25 protein-coding genes are annotated in these 21,261 nt (G+C 32.9%); 9 read left to right on the top strand and 16 right to left on the bottom strand.

What is annotated here, in order from left to right; genetic code table 11:
• Nucleotides 1-13: 13 nt before the first annotated feature.
• The 11 genes from Q4Q34_RS04905 to Q4Q34_RS04855 all read right to left on the bottom strand — a co-directional run bounded on the left by Q4Q34_RS04905 (nt 14) and on the right by Q4Q34_RS04855 (nt 9,360).
• A complete protein-coding gene (locus Q4Q34_RS04905) occupies nt 14-511 on the bottom strand; it encodes a hypothetical protein (RefSeq protein ID WP_303318798.1) in 498 nt (165 codons plus the stop codon).
• Between the two features lie 146 nt (nt 512-657).
• Nucleotides 658-1,209: an AAA family ATPase gene (locus tag Q4Q34_RS04900; RefSeq protein ID WP_303318797.1), complete on the bottom strand. Its 552-nt coding sequence runs from the start codon at nt 1,207-1,209 to the stop codon at nt 658-660.
• 150 nt (nt 1,210-1,359) lie between these two features.
• A complete protein-coding gene (locus tag Q4Q34_RS04895; protein ID WP_330444590.1) occupies nt 1,360-1,968 on the bottom strand; it encodes a phytanoyl-CoA dioxygenase family protein in 609 nt (202 codons plus the stop codon).
• Nucleotides 1,940-2,101: a hypothetical protein gene (locus Q4Q34_RS04890; protein WP_330444589.1), complete on the bottom strand. Its 162-nt coding sequence runs from the start codon at nt 2,099-2,101 to the stop codon at nt 1,940-1,942. Before Q4Q34_RS04890 ends, Q4Q34_RS04895 begins: the two co-directional genes overlap by 29 nt.
• Nucleotides 2,102-2,218: 117 nt before the next feature.
• The gene (locus Q4Q34_RS04885; protein ID WP_303318796.1) at nt 2,219-2,734 is read right to left on the bottom strand and encodes a hypothetical protein; all 516 of its coding nucleotides are present in this window, start codon (nt 2,732-2,734) and stop codon (nt 2,219-2,221) included.
• A gap of 201 nt (nt 2,735-2,935) precedes the next feature.
• Nucleotides 2,936-3,571 (bottom strand): hypothetical protein, encoded by a 636-nt coding sequence (locus Q4Q34_RS04880; RefSeq protein WP_303318795.1) that lies wholly within the window; start codon nt 3,569-3,571, stop codon nt 2,936-2,938.
• 183 nt (nt 3,572-3,754) lie between these two features.
• A complete protein-coding gene (locus Q4Q34_RS04875) occupies nt 3,755-5,914 on the bottom strand; it encodes a prolyl oligopeptidase family serine peptidase (RefSeq protein ID WP_303318794.1) in 2,160 nt (719 codons plus the stop codon).
• 94 nt (nt 5,915-6,008) lie between these two features.
• Complete coding sequence (locus Q4Q34_RS04870) at nt 6,009-6,998, bottom strand: aspartate-semialdehyde dehydrogenase (protein ID WP_303318793.1); 990 nt, start codon at nt 6,996-6,998, stop codon at nt 6,009-6,011.
• Between the two features lie 139 nt (nt 6,999-7,137).
• The gene (gene mscL / locus Q4Q34_RS04865) at nt 7,138-7,539 is read right to left on the bottom strand and encodes a large-conductance mechanosensitive channel protein MscL (protein WP_303318792.1); all 402 of its coding nucleotides are present in this window, start codon (nt 7,537-7,539) and stop codon (nt 7,138-7,140) included.
• A gap of 74 nt (nt 7,540-7,613) precedes the next feature.
• The gene (gene alr, locus Q4Q34_RS04860) at nt 7,614-8,720 is read right to left on the bottom strand and encodes an alanine racemase (RefSeq protein ID WP_303318791.1); all 1,107 of its coding nucleotides are present in this window, start codon (nt 8,718-8,720) and stop codon (nt 7,614-7,616) included.
• A complete protein-coding gene (locus Q4Q34_RS04855) occupies nt 8,713-9,360 on the bottom strand; it encodes a thymidine kinase (RefSeq protein ID WP_303318790.1) in 648 nt (215 codons plus the stop codon). The genes alr and Q4Q34_RS04855 overlap by 8 nt, the downstream gene beginning before the upstream one ends.
• Nucleotides 9,361-9,466: 106 nt before the next feature.
• Here Q4Q34_RS04855 and Q4Q34_RS04850 point away from each other — a divergent pair, with 106 nt between their 5' ends.
• From Q4Q34_RS04850 to Q4Q34_RS04830, 5 genes are read left to right on the top strand one after another with little or no spacing between them, the layout of a single operon-like run.
• The gene (locus tag Q4Q34_RS04850; RefSeq protein WP_303318789.1) at nt 9,467-10,207 is read left to right on the top strand and encodes a hypothetical protein; all 741 of its coding nucleotides are present in this window, start codon (nt 9,467-9,469) and stop codon (nt 10,205-10,207) included.
• Nucleotides 10,208-10,227: 20 nt separating this feature from the next.
• The gene (locus Q4Q34_RS04845; protein WP_303318788.1) at nt 10,228-10,584 is read left to right on the top strand and encodes a DoxX family protein; all 357 of its coding nucleotides are present in this window, start codon (nt 10,228-10,230) and stop codon (nt 10,582-10,584) included.
• Nucleotides 10,584-11,261, top strand: coding sequence for a 16S rRNA (cytidine(1402)-2'-O)-methyltransferase (rsmI, locus tag Q4Q34_RS04840; protein WP_303318787.1), 678 nt, complete (start codon nt 10,584-10,586; stop codon nt 11,259-11,261). Before Q4Q34_RS04845 ends, rsmI begins: the two co-directional genes overlap by 1 nt.
• Complete coding sequence (locus tag Q4Q34_RS04835) at nt 11,261-11,605, top strand: HopJ type III effector protein (RefSeq protein ID WP_303318786.1); 345 nt, start codon at nt 11,261-11,263, stop codon at nt 11,603-11,605. Before rsmI ends, Q4Q34_RS04835 begins: the two co-directional genes overlap by 1 nt.
• 10 nt (nt 11,606-11,615) lie before the next feature.
• The gene (locus tag Q4Q34_RS04830; protein ID WP_303318785.1) at nt 11,616-12,188 is read left to right on the top strand and encodes a uracil-DNA glycosylase family protein; all 573 of its coding nucleotides are present in this window, start codon (nt 11,616-11,618) and stop codon (nt 12,186-12,188) included.
• 69 nt (nt 12,189-12,257) lie between these two features.
• On the opposite strand, the gene Q4Q34_RS04825 is transcribed toward Q4Q34_RS04830, so the two are convergent.
• Nucleotides 12,258-13,040 carry a toxin-antitoxin system YwqK family antitoxin gene (locus Q4Q34_RS04825; protein ID WP_303318784.1) on the bottom strand — a complete coding sequence of 261 codons (783 nt, stop codon included), beginning with the start codon at nt 13,038-13,040 and terminating at the stop codon, nt 12,258-12,260.
• Nucleotides 13,041-13,192: 152 nt separating this feature from the next.
• Nucleotides 13,193-13,783: a carboxymuconolactone decarboxylase family protein gene (locus Q4Q34_RS04820; protein WP_303318783.1), complete on the bottom strand. Its 591-nt coding sequence runs from the start codon at nt 13,781-13,783 to the stop codon at nt 13,193-13,195.
• Between the two features lie 59 nt (nt 13,784-13,842).
• On the opposite strand from Q4Q34_RS04820, the gene Q4Q34_RS04815 reads away from it, so the two are divergent.
• The 4 genes from Q4Q34_RS04815 to Q4Q34_RS04800 all read left to right on the top strand — a co-directional run bounded on the left by Q4Q34_RS04815 (nt 13,843) and on the right by Q4Q34_RS04800 (nt 18,559).
• Nucleotides 13,843-14,265, top strand: coding sequence for an OsmC family protein (locus Q4Q34_RS04815; RefSeq protein ID WP_303318782.1), 423 nt, complete (start codon nt 13,843-13,845; stop codon nt 14,263-14,265).
• Between the two features lie 17 nt (nt 14,266-14,282).
• Nucleotides 14,283-15,971, top strand: a complete 1,689-nt coding sequence (gene recJ / locus Q4Q34_RS04810) for a single-stranded-DNA-specific exonuclease RecJ (RefSeq protein WP_303318781.1) — start codon at nt 14,283-14,285, stop codon at nt 15,969-15,971.
• 173 nt (nt 15,972-16,144) lie between these two features.
• Nucleotides 16,145-17,284, top strand: a complete 1,140-nt coding sequence (locus Q4Q34_RS04805; protein ID WP_303318780.1) for a Fic family protein — start codon at nt 16,145-16,147, stop codon at nt 17,282-17,284.
• A gap of 6 nt (nt 17,285-17,290) precedes the next feature.
• The gene (locus Q4Q34_RS04800; protein ID WP_303318779.1) at nt 17,291-18,559 is read left to right on the top strand and encodes an MFS transporter; all 1,269 of its coding nucleotides are present in this window, start codon (nt 17,291-17,293) and stop codon (nt 18,557-18,559) included.
• Between the two features lie 11 nt (nt 18,560-18,570).
• Here Q4Q34_RS04800 and Q4Q34_RS04795 read toward each other — a convergent pair whose 3' ends face one another.
• From Q4Q34_RS04795 to Q4Q34_RS04785, 3 genes are all read right to left on the bottom strand, one after another.
• Nucleotides 18,571-19,386: a hypothetical protein gene (locus Q4Q34_RS04795; RefSeq protein WP_303318778.1), complete on the bottom strand. Its 816-nt coding sequence runs from the start codon at nt 19,384-19,386 to the stop codon at nt 18,571-18,573.
• 44 nt (nt 19,387-19,430) lie between these two features.
• On the bottom strand, nt 19,431-20,183 hold the full coding sequence (locus tag Q4Q34_RS04790) for a UDP-2,3-diacylglucosamine diphosphatase (protein WP_303318947.1): 753 nt from the start codon (nt 20,181-20,183) through the stop codon (nt 19,431-19,433).
• Nucleotides 20,184-20,588: 405 nt separating this feature from the next.
• Nucleotides 20,589-21,044 carry a 6-pyruvoyl trahydropterin synthase family protein gene (locus Q4Q34_RS04785; RefSeq protein ID WP_303318777.1) on the bottom strand — a complete coding sequence of 152 codons (456 nt, stop codon included), beginning with the start codon at nt 21,042-21,044 and terminating at the stop codon, nt 20,589-20,591.
• Nucleotides 21,045-21,261: the final 217 nt, after the last annotated feature.

Here is a 21,261-nt window from a genome sequence, read left to right as displayed (position 1 = left end):
GTATGCAGTTTTTTTATTTTTCATTTTTAGACTCCGGACCAACAATTATAATTTCATCAGATTCAATTACAGGTTTCTTTAAAATACTTTTCAAATCTTTAATTACTCTGTTGATTTTTTTTAAATCTATATTTTTTGGCAGTTCGATATCAATTATGTTTGTCGTATGAGAAACTCTAAATCCGTCTTTAATAAAGCGATGTCCATTATCGATTGATAAAATTCTTATGAAGTTTTTATTGTCCAATTCATAACGAAATATTCCTTGTGGATGTATGTCAGTCAGAATTACTTTATATGCGATTTCTTCAGAGTTTTGAGTTTTAAATTTAAAAATCAAAGTGTTTTTGTTTTCTACAAACTCAATATCATATTCATTTTTTTTGTCGGTCAAACTCTTGTAAGATTCAATTAGAGAATCCATTTTCAAATTGTTTGTATTTTGACTGTTTACATTTCCGATAATCATTGTGATAAATGTAAAACACAACAAAATTTTCACTGTTTTCATATATCAATTATTTACGTTTCTCAAATTGCATACAATGGTCTCATATAACCGTCAGTTACGGGTTAATATGCGTTAATTTTCGGTTTGACACTGACTTTAGTAATTCCGAGTGGATTCGGACGTAGTCGAATCCGCCGTAATTGTGGTTATACATTGTTGTAACACGTTTTTATTTCGTTTATTATTATTTCTATATTATCATTCAAATCATTAGCCCCATTTAAACGCAATACCTTACAATCCAGTAATTCGATCCAATTATTATGAATCTTTAATGTTCTTCCTTGAAAGTTTGGGTTTTCATATTGGTTAGCCCATTCAAGAAACGCTTTCGAGTTCTGTTGAATTTTTGTGTCAGTTAAAAGTTTTTTTCCGTAACGTTGATTTTCACGTTTTTTTAGTCGTTCCATTCGTTCGGTGTTTTCTAATTGGATAAAAACGGCTAAATCAAATGCTGTTTCCCATTCCTTTCCCCAACTTACCATTGAACCACTTACGACAATATTTTCAAATTTTTCAAAGTCAATTTTGAGATTTTTATTTCGCTCTATCAAAGGTGTTTTTTCTTGGTAGGGTGGATTAGTTTTTTTCCAATAATAGTTATCTACATCTAAGTGTTTAAAATCAGTCCTTCCCTCAATTTTTTTTCCAAAAGTTGTGGTTCCTGAACCAGAGGCTCCAAAAATTAATATTTTCATTTTATTAGACTGTTATTTATTGGTTTAGCGAATGTGTTACAACGTTCAAAGCTATGGTAGTTGCTTAAAGTACTAAGTTAGCAAAAAGACGCAGAGTGAGGAATATTCGGAGAATATTCCGATTGGCACATACCATGTCCAAGCAATTACTTATAGCCGTTGTTGTGTGCTGGCTATTATTCCATAATGTTCCAACCAAGCCAGCGGTTCAGTCAGATTATGCTTATTAAATTCTAAATGTATTACTCTTCTTTTCTTTCCGTTTGTAGTTCTGTTCGATGCGTGTAAAGTCAGAGGTTTCATTAGTATTACTCCGCCTTTTTCTACTTCACAAACAAATTCGTTTTCTATATTCCAATCTTTTGAGTCAGCACGAACTATTCCTTTTAAATGAGATTTCGGGATTACTTTTAAGGCTCCGTTGTTTTTGTCCGTTTTATCTAAATGAATTCTGATTGTTATTGTGTCTTGTAAAATCTCAATTGGTGGTTGAACCCCGTGTTGCCCTTTTTTAAAAGTCCAATTCACATAATTTTTCAAATTAGCTTTTTTGTCAACTGAAATGCTCAAATCTTGATGGTAAGCAACAAACCAATTCGATTCGCTTGGTTTATCAAAATAGATGGCTTTTGTCAGGAAATATTCAGATTTGGAAAGGTCAGCAATTAATCCAGTCAGTTTTCTGTTAAACAACAATTCGCTCAATTCAGGTACATTTTTGATTAATTGTCTAATGGCAAACAAATCCTTTGTTTTCATAAACCGAGTTTCCATCTTGTTCAGCATTTTCGATACAAGCTAAAATTCGGCTTATTTCGTTGTCCGAATACAAGTCAGCTAAAACGGAATATCCATTTTCTTCAAGTTCTATTTTGTTTCTTGAGTAGTTCATTTTTCAGCTTGCACACAACGTGTTTGTATATGGAAAGTTGCGGAGTTTGCGTGCGAGGATTTTCCGAATGAAAATCAGAAGCTAACAAACTAGCAACTCACATAGGTTTAGGTAAAACTAGCAATTTTTTATATACTTTGTTGTGTGTAGTTTTTTTATTGTAATCCAAATAATTAAAAGACCTAATGTAGACCAAAATAATCCATTAATAATGCATATAATATTCAATTTATCTGAAATAAGTCTACCTAGAAAATTTATGATCGAATTTGAAAATTTAGCATCATAAAAACCTAAGTGTATTAATGCAAAAGCGAACAGAAATGATACTATTGAATCCAAAAGTCCTTTTTTGTTTTTTTTCCATAACTTAAAAAGCCCAATTAATAGAAATACTGTACCAAAAGCTCCAAATCTCCATAGTGCACTTTTTGTAAGAAACCAGCCAGGGCTTTCAGTTGTCGAAGTTTGAAATTTATCGAAATCATTTGCAAACAGAGCTAAATATTTTTCAGATTGAGATGCTACGTATAGTTTCTCTGCTCCGAAACCAATTAATATTAGTCCAATTGATTCTAAGGCGATATTTTTGAAGTTTAAAGTCAGTAGATTTTCTTTTTTCGAATTGCACACAACGTCTCGGCTATGATTAGTACGGGAATTAATAAGCGATTAACTTCCGATTAAGTACTTAGCCAAAACTTTTTATTTTGTTTTAATTTTTCATTTTTAAAGCCAAATCAAAAGATTTGGCGGACATTATAAAAATACACTAAACTTTGGATTAAGCACCAAAATCCGTATTAATTATAGCCATTGTTGTGCGTTCGTTTTTTATTTCCATTGTTTATTTTTTAGACTTGTTCTTTTATAAACATAATTGGTATCTATTATTATTTTATTCCGTTTTAAAATAATTTTTTCATTCGTAATAAATTCTGGTATAGCATTCAAATCCAAGTCTTTTATTAAAATTTCTATTTCGTTGTAATTCGGATTGTCAACTTCAATTTTTTCACTTTGACTCAAAAATCCATATTCAATATTTTTTATCGAATCAACCTCAAATTCAGCAATTCCGTTTTTGTCAGCCACTTTAATTTGATTTCGGTCATTTATGAAAACATTCGAAGCTCCTAAAGAACCATTTTTGTCAGATATACGAATTTTTACTTTCCCCTTTAAAATGGGATTTACTTTTCCTGTGTATGTTGTCTTTGGAAATTCAGGTTGCTTATTAGTATTTATTACAATTGTGTCGTTAGAAATTTTCTTCCAAGTTCCTTTTAAAACATTTTCGCCACCAACATCCATAAAAATGAAATACTCAAAAGTGTTATCGGATTTTAGTTCGATTTGAGTACAAGCAAAGTAACTTTTTCCACACTTTCCATATAAACCAACTATTGATTTATTCGTTGAACACGAACTAAAAAAAGTCAGAATTAAAATAAGTTTAATGTATTTCACAGGTTCTTTTAAATGACGCACAACAATTATACAAACGCACTCTATGGCGTTTATTTCACTTTCAAATGTACTTATTTTGAAATGTATTTCCTATAACAAATCTAGTGGACTTGTGATACTGTTTAAATGTGATGTACTTACATGCGTGTAGATTTCTGTAGTTTTATATGTAGCCAAATTATCCTAACCTTTTACTTTCTCTTTTGTTTTAGTTGGCAGTACTTCAAAGCCCATATTGAATAATGTAAAACCAAAAATATCGGCATATTGATCTATGGTTTTGCTAATAGGTGTTCCAGCCCCATGGCCAGCATCAGTTTCAATACGTACTAAAGTTGGATTATTACCAGTTTGTTTGCTTTGTAATTCGGCAGCGAATTTAAAACTGTGTGCAGGCACTACACGGTCATCATGATCCCCTGTAGTTACTAATGTTGCTGGGTATTCTACGCCTGCTTTAACATTATGTACTGGTGAATAACCTTTTAAGTATTCGAACATGGTTTTGCTCTGTTCTGCCGTTCCATAATCATAAGCCCAGCCTGCACCAGCAGTAAAAGTGTGGTATCGTAACATATCTAGTACGCCCACAGCAGGCAATGCAACTTTGGCTAAATCTGGTCGTTGAGTCATGGTTGCCCCAACTAACAAACCACCATTAGACCCTCCTCTTATTGCTAAATAATTAGAAGATGTGTACTTGTTTTCTATTAGGTATTCGCCAGCGGCAATAAAGTCATCAAATACATTTTGCTTTTGCAGTTTAGTTCCTGCATCATGCCATGCTTTACCATATTCGCCACCACCACGAAGATTTGGAACGGCTAAAATACCTCCCTGTTCCATCCAAACAGCATTGGTAATGCTAAACGCAGGATTCAAACTAATATTGAATCCACCATAACCATAAAGTATGGTTGGGTTTTTACCATCTAATGCCATGCCTTTTTTATGCGTAATTATCATAGGAACTTTGGTGCCGTCTTTTGATGTATAGAACACTTGATTACTCTCATAATCATCACTATTAAATTCTATAGAAGGCTTCCAATACAATTCAGATTCGCCTGTTTCAATATTCAATTTATAAATACTAGAAGGGGTATTGTAGTTTGTAAAGGAATAATAATCTACTTTTTCTTCTTTTTTACCGCCAAAACCATTTGCGTTTCCAACACCTGGGAGTTTAATCTCTCTAATTAACTTACCATTATAGTCATATTGCATCACTTTAGAAATAGCGTCAACCATATATTCAGTAAAGAAGTAACCACCGCTTGTTGATGGGTTTAAAACATGTTTGGTTTCTGGAATGAGGTCCACCCAATTTTCTGATGTAGGGTTGGAAGCATCGACAGTAACTATTTTTTTATTTGGAGCCTTAAGATTTGTAACTAGAAATAGTTTTCTGCCCTCATTTTCAATAATATATGTGTCACTGTCTGTATGATCTAAAATAGGAATTAGTTTACTATTAGGAATAGTAAGATCTTTTATATATAATTTGTTTCCGGATGTGGAAACACGAGGTGTAATTACTAAATACCTATCATCTTCGGTAACATTAGCATATATGTAGCGGTGTTTCTCTTCTGGAGTACCTCCGTAAACCAGAGCATCCTCTTTTTGCGATGTTCCTAATTTATGATAGTATACTTTATGCTGATCTGTCTTTGCAGAAAGCTCACTGCCTTCGGGCTTATCGTAGCTGGAATAATAGAAGCCTTCATTTTTATACCATGCTATTTGGGTGAATTTTACATCTATAAGTGTGTCTTCTATAATGTCTTTGGTTTCAGTATTCATAATAAGAATCTTTCTCCAATCGCTACCACCTTCAGAAATAGAATATGCTAAGATGCTACCATCTTTAGAGAAACTTGCACTTCCTAAGGATATGGTGCCATCTTCAGAAAACGTATTTGGGTCTAAAAAAACTTCAGATTCTTCATTATGTTCTTTTTTTCTATGGATAACATATTGATTCTGCAAGCCATCATTTTTATAAAAATAAGTATAATCGCCTTCTATAAAAGGAGCACCTATTTTTTCGTAATTCCATAAACTGGAAAGGCGTTCTTTAAGTTCTTTTCTAAATGGAATATTATCTAAATAGCTATAAGTCGATTTGTTTTGAGCTTTTACCCAAGCTTCAGTTTCCGGGCTTCTATCGTCTTCAAGCCAACGGTATGGGTCTTTTATTTCAATACCAAAATATGTGTCTAGGGTGTCTACGGTTTTGGTTGCAGGATAGTTCACAATAATAGTTTTTTTCTGTTCGTTTTCTTTTTTACAACTCATTATAATTATAACGGTTAAAAGACTAATCATTAGTTTTTTCATGATGAAATGAATTTTTGATTGTACCAAAAATAAACAAAAAAACTCCTATATAAGCATATAGGAGTTTTTATAGTATAACTAAGATTGATCTATACTACACTAAATCATTTTCCACCAAATATTCTGCTATTTGAATGGTATTTGTTGCAGCGCCCTTACGTAAATTATCGGCAACTATCCACATATTTAACGTGTTTGGTTGCGTTTCGTCTCTACGAATTCTACCTACAAAAACCTCGTCTTTATCATGTGCATAAATAGGCATAGGATAGGTATTCGTATCTGTATTGTCCTGTACAACAACACCAGGTGTTTCATGAAGCATTTTACGAACATCGGCTAAATCGAAATCATTTTCAAACTCTACATTTACAGATTCCGAATGTCCACCTGCAGTAGGAATACGAACTGCAGTAGCAGATACAGAGAATGTTCTGTCATTAAATATCTTTTGAGGCTCTCTGGCTAATTTCATTTCCTCTTTTGTGTATCCGTTCTCTAAAAACACATCACAATGCGGTAATGCGTTTCTTCCAATAGGATAAGGGTATGCCATTTCGCCATCAATACCTGCTATTTCGTTTTCTAATTGTTTTACAGCTTTTACACCTGTACCAGAAACAGATTGGTATGTAGAAACAATAACACGTTTCATTTTATATTTTTCATGCAATGGAGCTAATGCCATAACCATTTGTATGGTAGAGCAATTAGGATTAGCAATAATCTTATCCTCTTTAGTCAATTCACTGGCATTAATTTCAGGAACTACTAGTTTTTTAGTAGGATCCATTCTCCAAGCTGAAGAATTATCAACGACCGTAGTGCCAACTTCTGCAAATTTAGGAGCCCATTCTACAGAGGTGTCACCACCTGCAGAAAAAATAGCAATCTGTGGTTTAGCAGCAACGGCATCAGCTAAACCAATTACGGTATATTCGTTATTTTTATAAGTTAATTTTTTTCCAACTGAGCGTTCAGATGCTACAAGTAATAATTCTGTAACAGGAAAATTACGTTCCTCTAATACTTTAAGCATCACTTCGCCAACCATACCTGTGGCTCCTACAACTGCTACTTTCATTTTATTTAATATTTAATAAATTTTTTATGATACAAAACTAAGTATTAATTCTATTTTAGAATCTAAAAAAAGACCTCATTTTCTAGTAATGAGGTCTTTTTAACAACAAATAACACGATGTTATTTATTTAACAAATCGTTATTTTTTCAATAAATCTCTTATTTCTGCAAGTAAATCTTCTTGTGATGGACCTGTGGGTGCTTCTGGAGCTGGCTCTTCTTTTTTCTTCATTTTGTTAACACCTTTAACTATCATGAACATCACAAATGCCACAATAATAAAGTCAATTACATTCGTTAAGAAAGCTCCCCAAAGTACAGATACTTCGCCTTCTATAACACCATCAGCATTAGCAACCCCTTCTTTAAGGACATATTTTAAGTCTTTGAAATCTGAATTGAAAATTAATCCGATTAATGGAGATACTATACCCCCAGTAAATGAAGCAACTACTTTATTAAAAGCAGCACCCATTACAAAACCGACAGCAATGTCGACTAAGTTGCCTTTCATTGCAAATTCTTTAAACTCTTTAAGCATATCTTTAAAATTTTTTAGTTAGCGAATACTAAAATAGATAAAAATAGTTTAAAAGTAAACATTTGTTAAGTTGCTTATTTCAAAAAAACACGTTTAACACGTTGAGAAACAGATGTTATTAGTTCGTAAGAGATTGTGTTTGTGGTATCTGCTAATTGTTCTGCGGTGATGTCCTTTCCAAATATAATGACTTCATCTCCTTCTTTGCAATCTATGTTGGATACATTTACCATAATCATATCCATACAAACATTTCCAACAATAGGAGCTTGTTGCCCCTTTATGGTCACAAAACCTTTACCATTTCCATATTGTCTACCAATACCATCTGCATGACCAATAGGGAGTGTGGCTGTTTTTAAAAATGAATTAGATTTAAAAGCTCTATTATAACCAACAGATTCTCCTTTTTTTATGTTGTGAATTTGAGAAATTACTGTTTTTAAGGTTGCAATAGGAATTAGATTTTTGTTTTCTTTTTCAGAATTTCCGAATCCATAAAGCCCTATACCAGCTCTAACCATATCAAAATGTGCTTCAGGATAATTTAATATTCCCGAAGTGTTGCACATATGGAGTACAGGCTTATAAGTTAGGTTGTCAATTAGGGTTTTAGAAATGGTATTAAAGCTTGCAATTTGATTTAAAGTGAATACTTTTTCATTTAAATCTTCGCTAGCAGCCAAATGAGAAAAGATAGATGCTATTTTTATAGCGTTTGTTTTTTCTACTTCTGAGGTAATATAATCAATATCATTTTCCTGAAAACCAAGACGGTTTAAACCTGTATTGAATTTTATGTGAACAGGATAATTATTTTGTTTTTCTGCTGAAGCAATAGTAATAAATTCCTTTAATATTTTTGCATTATATAAGCTAGGTTCTAAGGAATACGCTATTAATGTTTTTAAATTTACAGCTTGCGGGTGTAATACCAAAATAGGTTTTGTAATACCAGCTTTGCGCAAGGCCACGCCTTCATTAATATATGCTACAGCAAAGTAGTCAGCCCCTAGTTTTTGCAAATAATTAGCTATTTCACAAGAATCACTTCCATAGCCAAAAGCTTTAACGACTGCTAAAAACCTGGTGTTGTTTTGGAGTTTTGATTTTAGATACTCGAAATTGTGTTTAAGTGCTTTAAAATCAATTTCAAGTACGGTTTCTTGCGCTTTAGGCATCGGAGTTTTTAGATTTAGGAGTCACTTCTTCGGCATCTTTAACTTTCATATTTCTAACCTTATCACGCATCATGGCTTTATAATAAGCAGCTCTACTTAAGGGTTCGTATTCATCAACTTCACCAAGAAGTACTAAATTATCACTTTTAGCTTTACGGTAACTATATTGAGCTAAATTACCAGTTCGAGTACAAACGGCATGTACTTTTGTAACATAATCTGCTGTCGCCATTAAAAATGGCATAGGTCCAAAAGGGTTTCCTTTAAAGTCCATATCAAGACCAGCAACAATAACCCGAACACCTTTATTGGCTAAATCGTTACAGACCCTTACAATTTCATCATCAAAAAATTGTGCTTCGTCAATACCAATAACATCACAACCATCTGCTAAAATTGGGATGTTAGCTGCAGCAGGAACAGGTGTTGAACGAATTTCGTTAGCATCATGCGAGACCACCATTTCTTCATTGTAGCGCACATCAACAGCAGGTTTAAAAATCTCTACTTTTTGTCTTGCAAACTGCGCACGTTTAAGTCTTCGGATTAATTCTTCTGTTTTTCCAGAAAACATGGAACCACAGATAACTTCAATCCATCCAAATTGTTCTTTATGATTTACTGTATTTTCGAGAAACATTTCGTAATTTTAGCACTAAAACAAAGCGATTATTCGTTTGTATAAAGGTGACGCAAATTTATTAAAATCAAAAGCCAAAATAGCAATAATTTAAAAATTATAAATAATGAAGAAGAAGTTAGAGTCGGAACTCATTAGCATAGCACACAGAATTCTTAAATTAAAAGGGAAGGAAGATGTTGTTAAAATGCATGCAGAAGTATCAGCACTTCATGAAACGTTGTCGGTATTAAAGTTTGCACATGAGAATTTTGAAGAAGGGATACCAACAATTGGGAGCGACTCGTCCTTTTTTGGTATGTTAGATAAAGCATTTAATAATAAGGTTAGCGATAATATTGAAATTGAAGATAAAATTTATATTAATCTTGATGAGGTTGAAGATGACGATATTATGGAGCCAGTTATAGAAACAATTAAGGATATGGTAGCACAGATGCCACATGAAACTCAAGAAGTTGATGCTATTTTTGAAGAAGCCATTCCGAAGCAATATCATAAAACAGATCTAGAAGAAATTACTTCAGGTTTTAAAGAGACACCAGTTTTTGAGCCTGTTTCTAAATCACGAAATGGAAAAAAAGATGAAAAAAGATCTTTGAATGAAAAATTAAAAACAGGCGGGTTTAATATTGGGCTTAATGATAAAATAGCTTTTATAAAACATTTATTTGATGGTAAAAGTGAAGATTACGATCGTGTAATATCTCAGCTAAATACCTCTGTTACTTTTGATGATGCTAAGCTTTTAATAGAAGACATTATAAAACCAGATTATAACAATTGGATTGGCAAAGAAGAGTTTGAAACGCGATTTATTCAAATTGTTGAAAGTAAGTTTGAATAAAACTTTTCGACCATAACTTAATGAAAATAAACAAAATTTTATACTGGACCTGCACAATACTTCTGTGCTTATTGATGGCGTATTCTGCCTCTATGTATTTTACGAGTACAGAAATGATTAAAGGTTTTTTCGAGAGTTTTAATTACCCAACTTATATCGTGATTCCATTAGCAATATTAAAAGTTTTAGGTATTGTTATGATTTTATGGCGGAAAATTACTTGGTTAACAGAATGGGCTTATGCTGGTTTTTTCTTTGATATGGTATTGGCAACAGCTGCGCATTATTATGCAGGACACGGTATTTTAGGGTTTTCACTTTATGGATTATTACTAATTTTCCCGTCTTATTTTTTAGGAAAACAAATTAGAGCTTAATGAGCAAACTCTATATCGTACCAACACCTATAGGAAATTTAAAAGATATTACTTTTAGAGCTGTTGACATTTTAAAGGAAGTTGATTTAATTCTTGCCGAAGATACGCGTACCTCCGGAAAGCTTTTAAAACATTTTGAAATTACAACACATATGCAATCGCATCATATGCATAATGAGCATAAGACGGTTAATAGTGTTATTCAGAAGTTAAAGAGCGGGACATCCATAGCATTGATTAGTGATGCAGGAACACCAGCAATTTCCGATCCGGGGTTTTTATTAACACGAGCCTGTATAGAAAATAATATAGAAGTAGATTGTCTTCCTGGGGCAACGGCTTTTGTACCTGCTTTAGTGAATTCAGGATTGCCAAACGATAAGTTTGTATTTGAAGGTTTTTTACCTGTTAAAAAGGGACGACAAACACGATTATTAGTGCTGGCAGAAGAAACCAGAACCATTATTTTTTATGAAAGCCCGCATAAATTAGTAAAAACACTTGGTCACTTTTGCGAGTATTTTGGAGAAGAACGGCAAGTATCTGTGTCTAGGGAACTCACAAAGCTTTATGAAGAAACTGTTAGAGGAACCGCAAAAGAGGTTTTAGAATATTATACTAATAAACCACCAAAAGGCGAAATTGTAATTGTTGTTGGCGGTAAGAATAAAATGTAATGACTATAGAAGTATTTAAAGATAAACTTAAAAACGAGCCAAAAAACATCGAATTTTCTGAAACGATGGACATTATTGAAGCAAATTATAACTTTTTACCAGTAGCATTTACAAATGGAGCCTTGCAAAATAAAAAAGGGGAGAACTCTGGGTCTTGTAAGCTGTTTGCTTTTGCAAAAGCACAAGATTTAACAAAAGAAGAAACTTTGGCATGCTTCGGAACGTTTTATTTTGATGATGTATTGAACGATCCTAATGGCTCAGGTCATCAAAATATCAGGAATTTTATTAAAACAGGTTTCGATGGCCTTTCTTTTGATGAAGAGCCACTCAGTAAAAAATAAATTTCGTTTAATGGATGATTTGCTTTATAATATTAGACAATGCGCAATATGCTCAGAACATTTACCATTGGGGCCTCGTCCTATTGTAGCAGCACATCCAGATGCTAAAATCATTATTATTGGTCAGGCTCCGGGAACAAGTGTTCATAAAACGGGTGTTCCTTGGGATGATCCCAGCGGTAGGCAATTGCGAAAATGGTTAGGTGTTACCGATGAGCAGTTTTACGATGAAACTAAAATTGCCTTAATTCCCATGGGTTTTTGTTACCCAGGAAAAGGAAAGACAGGCGATTTACCACCAAGACCAGAATGTGCTCCGCAATGGCACGAACCGTTATTAGATAAGCTGCCAAATATCGAGCTGGTTATTTTAATAGGCATGTATTCCCAGAAATACTATTTAAAACAAGAGGCAAAGAAAACGTTAACGGAAACAGTAGCGAATTATAAAGAGTACTTACCAAAAAACTATTTACCCTTACCGCACCCATCACCTAGAAATCGGTTTTGGTTAACAAAAAACCCTTGGTTTGATGTTGAGGTATTGCCAGAGCTACGAGCAAAAGTAAGCCGATTAATTTAGGCTCTTTTAGCTAACAAAAAGCCCCACTTAAAAGTGAGGCTTACATTATTAACTATTTGTTTTTTAATCTTAAAGACTACTTATATATTTTCTGTATTTTGAGATTTCTCTTGGGTTAGTAGCAAAATTAATACGTTTTATTTCTTTACCTTCTTCATTTAATTCAACTAAAAAAGTCTCTGTGCCTTCATCTATCATCTGTAAGTAGATATCTAGGGAGCTATCGTCATTATAAAACTTTACGCCTTTAAAATCATCATAATTAGATGCTATTTCTTCTTTAAACACTTTTCCGTTTTTAATAGATTGTGTTATGCTTTGCCCTTTTTCTATATACATTTTAGATTCAATGTCCCCTTTATCATTATATGTTACAGAAGCAATAGGCTTATTCTCTTTAAATTCCGATTCAGACAATGTTTCACCATTTTCAAAATAAGAAATGGATTTTCCGTCAAGTAAACCGTTTTTATAATTATTGACTTTTTTCACTTTTCCGGAAGTGAAAAAAGTTTTTTCTTGACCATATAGCTTCCCATTTTTGTACATGGAATGCATAAAGACTTCTCCATTTTTGTGATAGAAATAATAATCGCCGTGCAAAATGCCATTTTCTATATGAAATTCTTCCCATTTAGTTGTTTTATCACCAACTATAAAATGGCCATTCATAGGTTTTCTGTAAATATTGTCTCTGTAAACTTTTACACTTTGGTGATTGTCTACAAAGTAAGAGTTTCTTGGAATATACGTGACTTCATCGCTATTTTTACTTGCTTTTTCATTGCAATTAAATAGACTTAAGAGCATGCAAAAGAGCATTACTCTAGCAGTTTTTGTAGGTAAATTCATTATTTTGGGGTTATAAAAGTTGGTACTAACATAGCTAATAATTAGCTAATGACCAAGTCTTTTAATTTAAAATTGATTATTATGTAGCAATAGAAGGTATAGTAAATAGGCTCTATTTACGCTAAATAACACTTAATATAGTCATTAAATGTCTATCTATGTTTTCCTGTTTCCCAACCATTTTTTTCAAGGTATTTTTCACCACTTTCAACAGCCCCATCTTCAATAGAGGTTCCCATAGAATCGTTCCAACGGTTTAAGTAACCAAATAGGGAAATAACACCTAACATTTCTACAATTTCACCTTCATTCCAATGCTCGTATAATCGTTTTTTTATGGTTTCATCTACATTATTTGGAACTTGCGAAGCCTGTAAAGAGAAATCTAAAGCTGCACGTTCTGCATCACTAAACGCAGGATGCGTACGATATTCCCATATATTATCTAATTGTTCTTGCTCTGCGCCATAACGTTCGGCAGCACGAATAGCATGAGCTTGACAATATCTACAACCTGTTGAGTTACTGCTTACCCAGGCAATCATTCTTTTTAAAGCAGAAGTTACACGGCCTTCATTAGCCATCACGGCTTTATTTAGATTAATAAACGCTTTGCTTATGGCAGGGCGGTACTGCATGGTAAGTACAGAATTTGGACAAAACCCTAAGGTTTCGTTAAAGAATTCGGCAAGTTTTTTGGTTTCTGAGTCGTGATCAGCAGATAAAGGTGTAACTAAAGGCATATTTTTATTTTTTAGTAGTATTTTTGGAGTTACAAGTAACAAAAAATAATTCATAAAAAATGACAAATCACATAACAACAACTTGGTTGGGGGACATGAAGTTTGAAAGTACTAATCCGTCAGGGCATAATTTATTTATCGATGCGGGTGAAGAAAATGGCGGTAAAAGTGAAGGCTATCGCCCTAAAGCTTTAATGTTGTCTGCTTTAGCCGGTTGTTCTGGTTTGGATGTTGCTTCTTTAATCAAGAAAATGAAGTTAAATGTAGAAGATTTTAAAATAGATATTGATGCGAATCTTACTGAAGAACATCCAAAATATTATGATAAATTAGCCATGCATTTTCATTTTTATGGAGCAGACTTAAATGAAAAGAAACTTCAAAAAGCTGTTGATTTATCTATAGAAAAATATTGTGGTGTTATGGAAATGTTCCGAAAATTTTCAGAATTAAGTATAGAAACTCATTTTCATAATAAATAAAAAGTTCAATCAAATCCATGCGTTGGACGTTAAAACCTAAACCAGAAACTTCTAAAATTGAAGCCTTGCAAAAAGCGCTTCAAATAGATTCTGTATTGGCAACACTGTTATTGCAGCGCGGTATTGAAACATACGATCAAGCCAAATCTTTTTTCAGACCAAGTTTGGATGATTTGCACGATCCATATTTAATGAAAGATATGGATAAAGCGGTTGCTCGTATTGAAAAGGCCATAGCTAATAATGAAAATATCTTAGTTTATGGCGATTATGATGTAGATGGTACGACCTCGGTGGCTTTAATGTCTACATATTTAAAAACACGATATAGTTTAGTTCATACCTATATTCCAAATAGATATGATGAAGGTTATGGGATCTCTTATAAGGGGATCAATTTTGCTTTAGAAAATGACTTTACACTCATCATCGCTTTAGATTGTGGGATAAAGTCTATTGAAAAAGTCGCGTTTGCCAAAGAAAAAGGGATTGATTTTGTTATTTGTGATCATCACAGACCAGGAGACGATATTCCTAAAGCTGCAGCTGTACTAGATCCTAAACGGGAAGACTGCAATTACCCTTATAAAGAATTATGTGGTTGTGGCGTAGGTTTTAAATTAATCCAAGCTTTAGCACAAAAAGAAGGAAAAACATTAGATGATTTAACGGCGTATTTAGATTTAGTGGCAACAGCCATTGGTGCAGATATTGTTCCCATAACAGGGGAAAACAGAGTATTAGCTTATTATGGACTTTTAGTAATTAATACAAATCCACGACCTGGTATTAGAGCGATTTTGAGTCAGGTTGAAAAGACAGAATTAACAATTACCGATGTGGTATTTATTGTAGCACCAAGAATTAATGCAGCTGGTCGTATGAAGCATGGTAATTATGCCGTGGCTCTATTAACTGAAACAGAAGAAGGCTTGGCGGCAAAATATGCTTCTGAAATTAATGATTATAATCTTGACAGGCGTGAAACAGATAAACGAATTACAGAAGAAGCTCTTAAACAAATTGAAGAACAAAAAGAACAGGAACGGTTTACTACTGTTGTTTACGATGAAACTTGGCATAAAGGTGTTATTGGTATTGTGGCTTCTAGACTAACAGAAACATATTATAGACCAACTTTGGTATTTACAAAAAGTGGAGAGAAATTAGCAGCTTCTGCACGTTCTGTTAAAGATTTTGATGTTTATAATGCCTTAGGAGCATGTAGTGAACACCTCGAACAATTTGGGGGGCATAAATATGCTGCAGGTTTAACATTGAAAGAAGAAAACTATGAAGCTTTTAAACAAGCCTTTGAAGATGTTGTAGCCAAAACCATTGATAAAAACCTGTTAGTTCCTGAAATAAGAGCAGACATTCAAATGGATTTGAATCAAATTACACCAAAATTTTACAGAGTTTTAAAACAATTTGCACCTTTTGGTCCCAATAATATGACCCCTATTTTTATGACTGAAAATTTAACAGATACAGGTTATGGTAAGTGTGTGGGAGCAGATAAAACACATTTACGATTAACAGCTACACAACCTGAAGCAGGCAGTATCGTTTGTATTGGCTTTGGAATGGGTGATAAATTCGATCTGATTTCTAACAAAAAACCTTTTAGGGCAGTGTATTCTATAGATGAAAATGAATGGCAGGGAAAAGTGAGTTTACAATTGAAATTGAGGGATATCAAATAATTTTAAAATTTGTGATAAAAGGAAAAGAACCCCTCTCGTCATTTTAAATTTTAACATAAAAATAAAATAAAGCTTTTTGTTATTTTAAATTTTAACATAAAAATAAAATAAAGTCTTTTGTTATTTTAGTTTTACCTATTTTTATGAAATAGAATTCTTCTTAAATTGAAGTGATGAATAATTTTAGAGCGGGAAATATTGTAAACCAAGGTTATTACAAGAGTTTTCAACCAGTTTTTATTAACAGATATTGGGAAATTACAGATATGGAAGTCCTTAGTTTATTGAGTAGAGCCGATAGACACTTAGGGAGGCTGGATATGTTAGATTTCGCAAACTTAGATTTATATGTTAGTATGCATATCGCAAAGGAGGCTACTCAATCATCTAAAATTGAAGGTACTCAAACTACTATGGAGGATGCTTTTTTGAGTGAAGAAGACATAGTCAAAGAAAAGAGAGATGATTGGGAAGAAGTTCAAAATTATATTGTTGCTATGAACGAAGCAGTCAAAATGTTACATACACTACCTTTTTCTTCTAGACTCATTAAACAATCTCATAAGATTTTATTACAAGGGGTTAGAGGAGAACATAAACTTCCAGGTGAATATAGAAGAAGTCAGAATTGGATTGGAGGTGCATCGATTAGTGATGCTGTATTTATCCCCCCAACGCATAATTCAATAAATGATTTAATGTCTGACATTGAAAAATTCGCGAACGATGAGTTAAGTCTTTTACCTGATTTATTAAAAATAGCTTTAATTCATTATCAGTTTGAAACTATTCACCCTTTTTTAGATGGCAATGGAAGAGTTGGAAGGTTGTTAATAACTTTATATTTAGTAAGTAAAGGCATATTAAAGCAGCCTATACTCTATTTGTCTGATTTTTTTGAAAAGAATAGAGATTTATATTATGAAAATTTAATGAAGGTTAGAACACATAATGATTTATCACAATGGTTTAAATTTTTCTTAACAGGAATAATTGAGACAGCAAAAAGCGGAGTGTCTACTTTTGAAGGAATTTTACAGCTTCAAAAGAATATAGATCAAAAAATAAAAACGCTTAAAAGTAGAAAAATAAACGCAAAAAAAATTATTGATCATTTATATACAAAACCTATAATTGATGCTGCAACTGTAGCCGATGTAATAGACATGGCTCCAGCTTCAGCATATAAGCTTTTAAAAGATTTGGAACGTCTTAAGATAGTTAGAGAAATAACAGGAGCTCGAAGGGGAAGGCTTTATGTGTTTAGTGACTATTTAGATTTATTTACTGAAAATGAAAACAATATTCTTTAATTAAATATGGCGAAAAAAGACCCGTATGCTGCCTTACGAATTAAAGAATTCAATATTTTTTTATTGGTTCGTTTTGTATTAGTATTTGGCTGGTCTATGCAATTTATTGTTATTGAGTGGCAGGTTTATAGCATAACTAAAGACCCACTTTCTTTGGGAATTATAGGGCTTATGGAAATAATTCCGGCGTTTACCATGGCCTTATTCGCGGGGCATATTGTAGACCAGAAAGAAAAACGAAATTTATTAGCCACTTGTATCTCTGCGTTTTCATTAATCAGTTTAGGGCTATTTTTATTGACCTGGGATGAGATTGTAGGAGATTGGACAACAAAAGCAATACTTTATTCTATTTATGGTTTGGTGTTTTTTGGAGGTTTTTTACGCTCCTTTTTCGGACCGACCATTTTTTCTTTGGTTGCTTTAATCGTTCCTAAAAAAATATACCCTAATGCTGCTACCTGGAACAGTTCTACTTGGCAAATGGCAGGCGTTTTGGGACCTGCATTCGGAGGGCTTTCCATTGGATGGATAGGTGTACATTGGTCGCTTTGTATTATTTTCGGGTTGGTCTTACTGTCTTTAATTATTTTATTACAGATAAAAAAGAAACCCGTTTTAAACCCCAAAATTGGAGAGCCTGTTATACAAAGCCTTAAAGAAGGCGTGCGGTTTGTATTTAAAACAAAAGCGATTTTAGGGGCTATGACTTTAGATATGGTAGCTGTTTTATTTGGAGGAGCTATTGCCTTATTACCCGTTTTTGCTCAGGATATTTTAAAAGTAGGTAGTGAAGGGTTTGGTGTGTTACGTGCAGCTCCTGCAGTAGGTGCTTTTATAACGATGTTAATCACAGCATATATACCAATAAGTAAAAATGCTGGTATGAAATTACTAGCAGCTATTTTTGGTTTTGGCGTTTGTATTATTGTGTTTGGTTTATCGTCTATTTTTTGGGTTTCACTACTGGCGTTGTTCTTTAGCGGTATGACAGATGGTGTTTCTATGGTGATTAGACAAACTATTTTACAAATTAAAACACCTGATAATATGCGTGGACGTGTGTCTTCTGTAAACTCAATGTTTGTTGGGTCTTCTAACGAATTGGGTGCTTTTGAAAGTGGTATAACAGCCAAGTATATGGGAGCTGTTACAGCTGTCGTTTTTGGAGGTACGATGACATTAATAACCGTTATAACAACTGGCTTGGTATCACCATCATTTAGAAAGTTAGACTTAACGAAAGATATTGAGGCACATGAGAATGAAGATTGATATACTTACTTTTAATTAGAGTTTTTTAATGTAAATAAAATGGCACCGTTTTTACCTCTATTACCATAAATTGCAATAGCTGCAGATCCTTTAAGAATATCTATAGCTTTAATATTATTTGGATTTAAACGTTTAACCTCTTCTTCAGAAGAAATCTTACCGTCAATCACAAAAAGATGAGTATTATATTTAGTTATAAGCTTAATAAATGCAGCATCAGGAGCCTTTTTTCTATTTCTTGTTTTAATTAATATAATACCATTTTTAGCTTTCTTACCATATTTTTCAGCTTCTTTTTCTTTGCCCGTCATAAAAGATATTGAAGTTGCATCTGCCAACATTATAGAGTCTAGTACTTTTTTGTTACGTTCTTTTCCGTTAATTATAATAAGAGACTTATTTACATTTGTTCTAGTATTATGCTTGTTTTTTGTATCTATTAAAAAAGATCTAAGAGTAGTCCGTTTTACTTGCACTGCCGGGCGTTTTTCAGAAAACTTCCCTTGCTGTTTTATAGAAACTTCAACAACGCCGTTTTTACCTTTTCTTCCATATTTTTTTATAGCTTTTTCTGGTTTTAAAATTTCTATAGATTTGATAGCCATAGAATCTAACATTGTGATTAGGTCTTTAGAGATTTCTCTGTTATTTATTAAATATAAAGGCTGTTTTTTTACCTCACTTTTTGTAATATTTAATTCCTTATTAGCTAATTCCTCTATGTTATTTTGTTTCTCTTGAGAATAAGTTTTTAAATGAAATGAAATTAAGAATCCAACTATTATTAATGGAGTAAATCTTTTTTCTACTTTTTTAAAGGGTGTCATAGTGTGTATTCAATTTATAGATTGAAGCTGTATGGGAATAAAAATTAATACTCCTTGAGCTCAAAATTTTCTCCATCAAAAACACCATAAGTATAGTATTTAATCCAATCGCCAAGGTTGATGTATTTTGAGTTGTCTTTAAGGTCTATATTTAATGGTAAATGACGGTGTCCGAATACAAAATAATCACGGTGTTTATCTTCGAGTTTGCGTTTGCAGTATTGTACTAACCATTCGTTGTCTTCGCCTAAAAATTTAGCATCTTCATCGCCAGAAATAAGTTTGTTTTTAACCGATAAATATTGTGCCATTTTTACGCCTAAGTCTGGGTGTAACCATCTGAATAACCATTTACAAAATGAATTTGTAAATACCTTTTTCATGCGTTTATAGCCTTTGTCTCCAGGGCCTAGACCATCACCATGACCAATAAAAAATGTTTTATTGTTAAATGTAAATTCTTTTGGTTTGTGGTAAACAGGGATGTTAAGTTCTTCTTCAAAATAGCCATTCATCCATAAATCATGATTTCCAACAAAATAATAGATTGGTATCCCTGAATCTGAGATTTCGGCTAATTTACCAAGTGTCCTGGTAAAGCCTTTTGGAACTACCTTTTTATAATCCATCCAAAAGTCGAACAAATCACCTAAAAGGAATATGGCTGCGGCATCTTGTTTTACTTCATCTAACCAGGCTATGAATTTTTTTTCGCGAGGAAGTGATGCTTCTCTGGTTGGTGCCCCTAAATGATTATCGGAGGCAAAGTATATTTTTTTTCCTTTAGGAATTTGAATTTGCATGGCGTAAATATAACTAATTCCTGCTTTTTGATTGCTTCTTTGATAAACTTCAGTATTAATATTTTCATTATTTCTGTTCATTTTGTCTTGATACAAAACCCTTCGACTCCGCTCAGGATAAACCAAGCAAAAAATCAGGTCAGAAATAGGAAATTGCTAAAGCACCATTCGTTTTCGGAATTGCGTGCATGAAGCTTTGCTTCACATCTTCATTCCTTCACTCATTATTTCTGGATTTTGACTTTTCCGATTTATCGGAATTTGGGACTTTTACTTTTGCTAGGCTTTATTTTAACCTCATTCTCATTGTTCTTTAATTTAGTAGATTGCTAAAAACTGCTAACTGAACACCGAACACTGTTAACTGAGCACCCCAACTGAAAACTAGAAAGGAATTCTCTAGTTATTATCAAAAGCATACCACTCTGCAAAAGAAGTATCGGTTTCCTGAAGTTTTAATGAGTGTAGCAAAATATGTTTTGGTAAACGTTTTTTTATTTTTTTCGAAAAATCGATAACCATCATCTCACTAGTGGGCTGGTAATCTACTAAAAGTACATTGTGTCCTCTGTCTTCCAGCTCTTTAGCAAGTTCTACATGAGGTGTATTTTTATTAAATACGGTAGCATGATCGAATACATTAACGATTTCTTCTTTTACGATTTTTTTTAAATCTCCAAAATCGATAACCATTCCAAACTTTACATTGGTATTGTCTGTAATGGGCTGCCCTATCACTGTTACCGATAGTTTATAGCTATGACCATGTACGTTTTTACACTTACCATCGTATCCGTAAAGGGCATGACCGGTCTCGAAAGAAAATTGTTTTGTGATGCGAATATTGTGACTCATTATCTTCTTTTTCTTCTATTTACAATATAAACAATTATTAAAACTAAGGCTAAAAGTAGAAATAATCCGTTTCCACTTATAAATGACATGATATCCATAATGATTCTTTATTGATTCTTCTTTTTGTTATATCTATAAATTGAATATGCAATAAAAACGAGAACAACAAACGGTAACATTGAACCAATAAAAACGCCTATTTCGTAACCTTTATCGG

Source organism: Flavivirga abyssicola (genome assembly GCF_030540775.2).
GTDB lineage: Bacteria > Bacteroidota > Bacteroidia > Flavobacteriales > Flavobacteriaceae > Flavivirga > Flavivirga abyssicola.
Note: the sequence above shows the minus strand (reverse complement) of the source record. Positions and strands in the feature narration are given on the sequence as shown.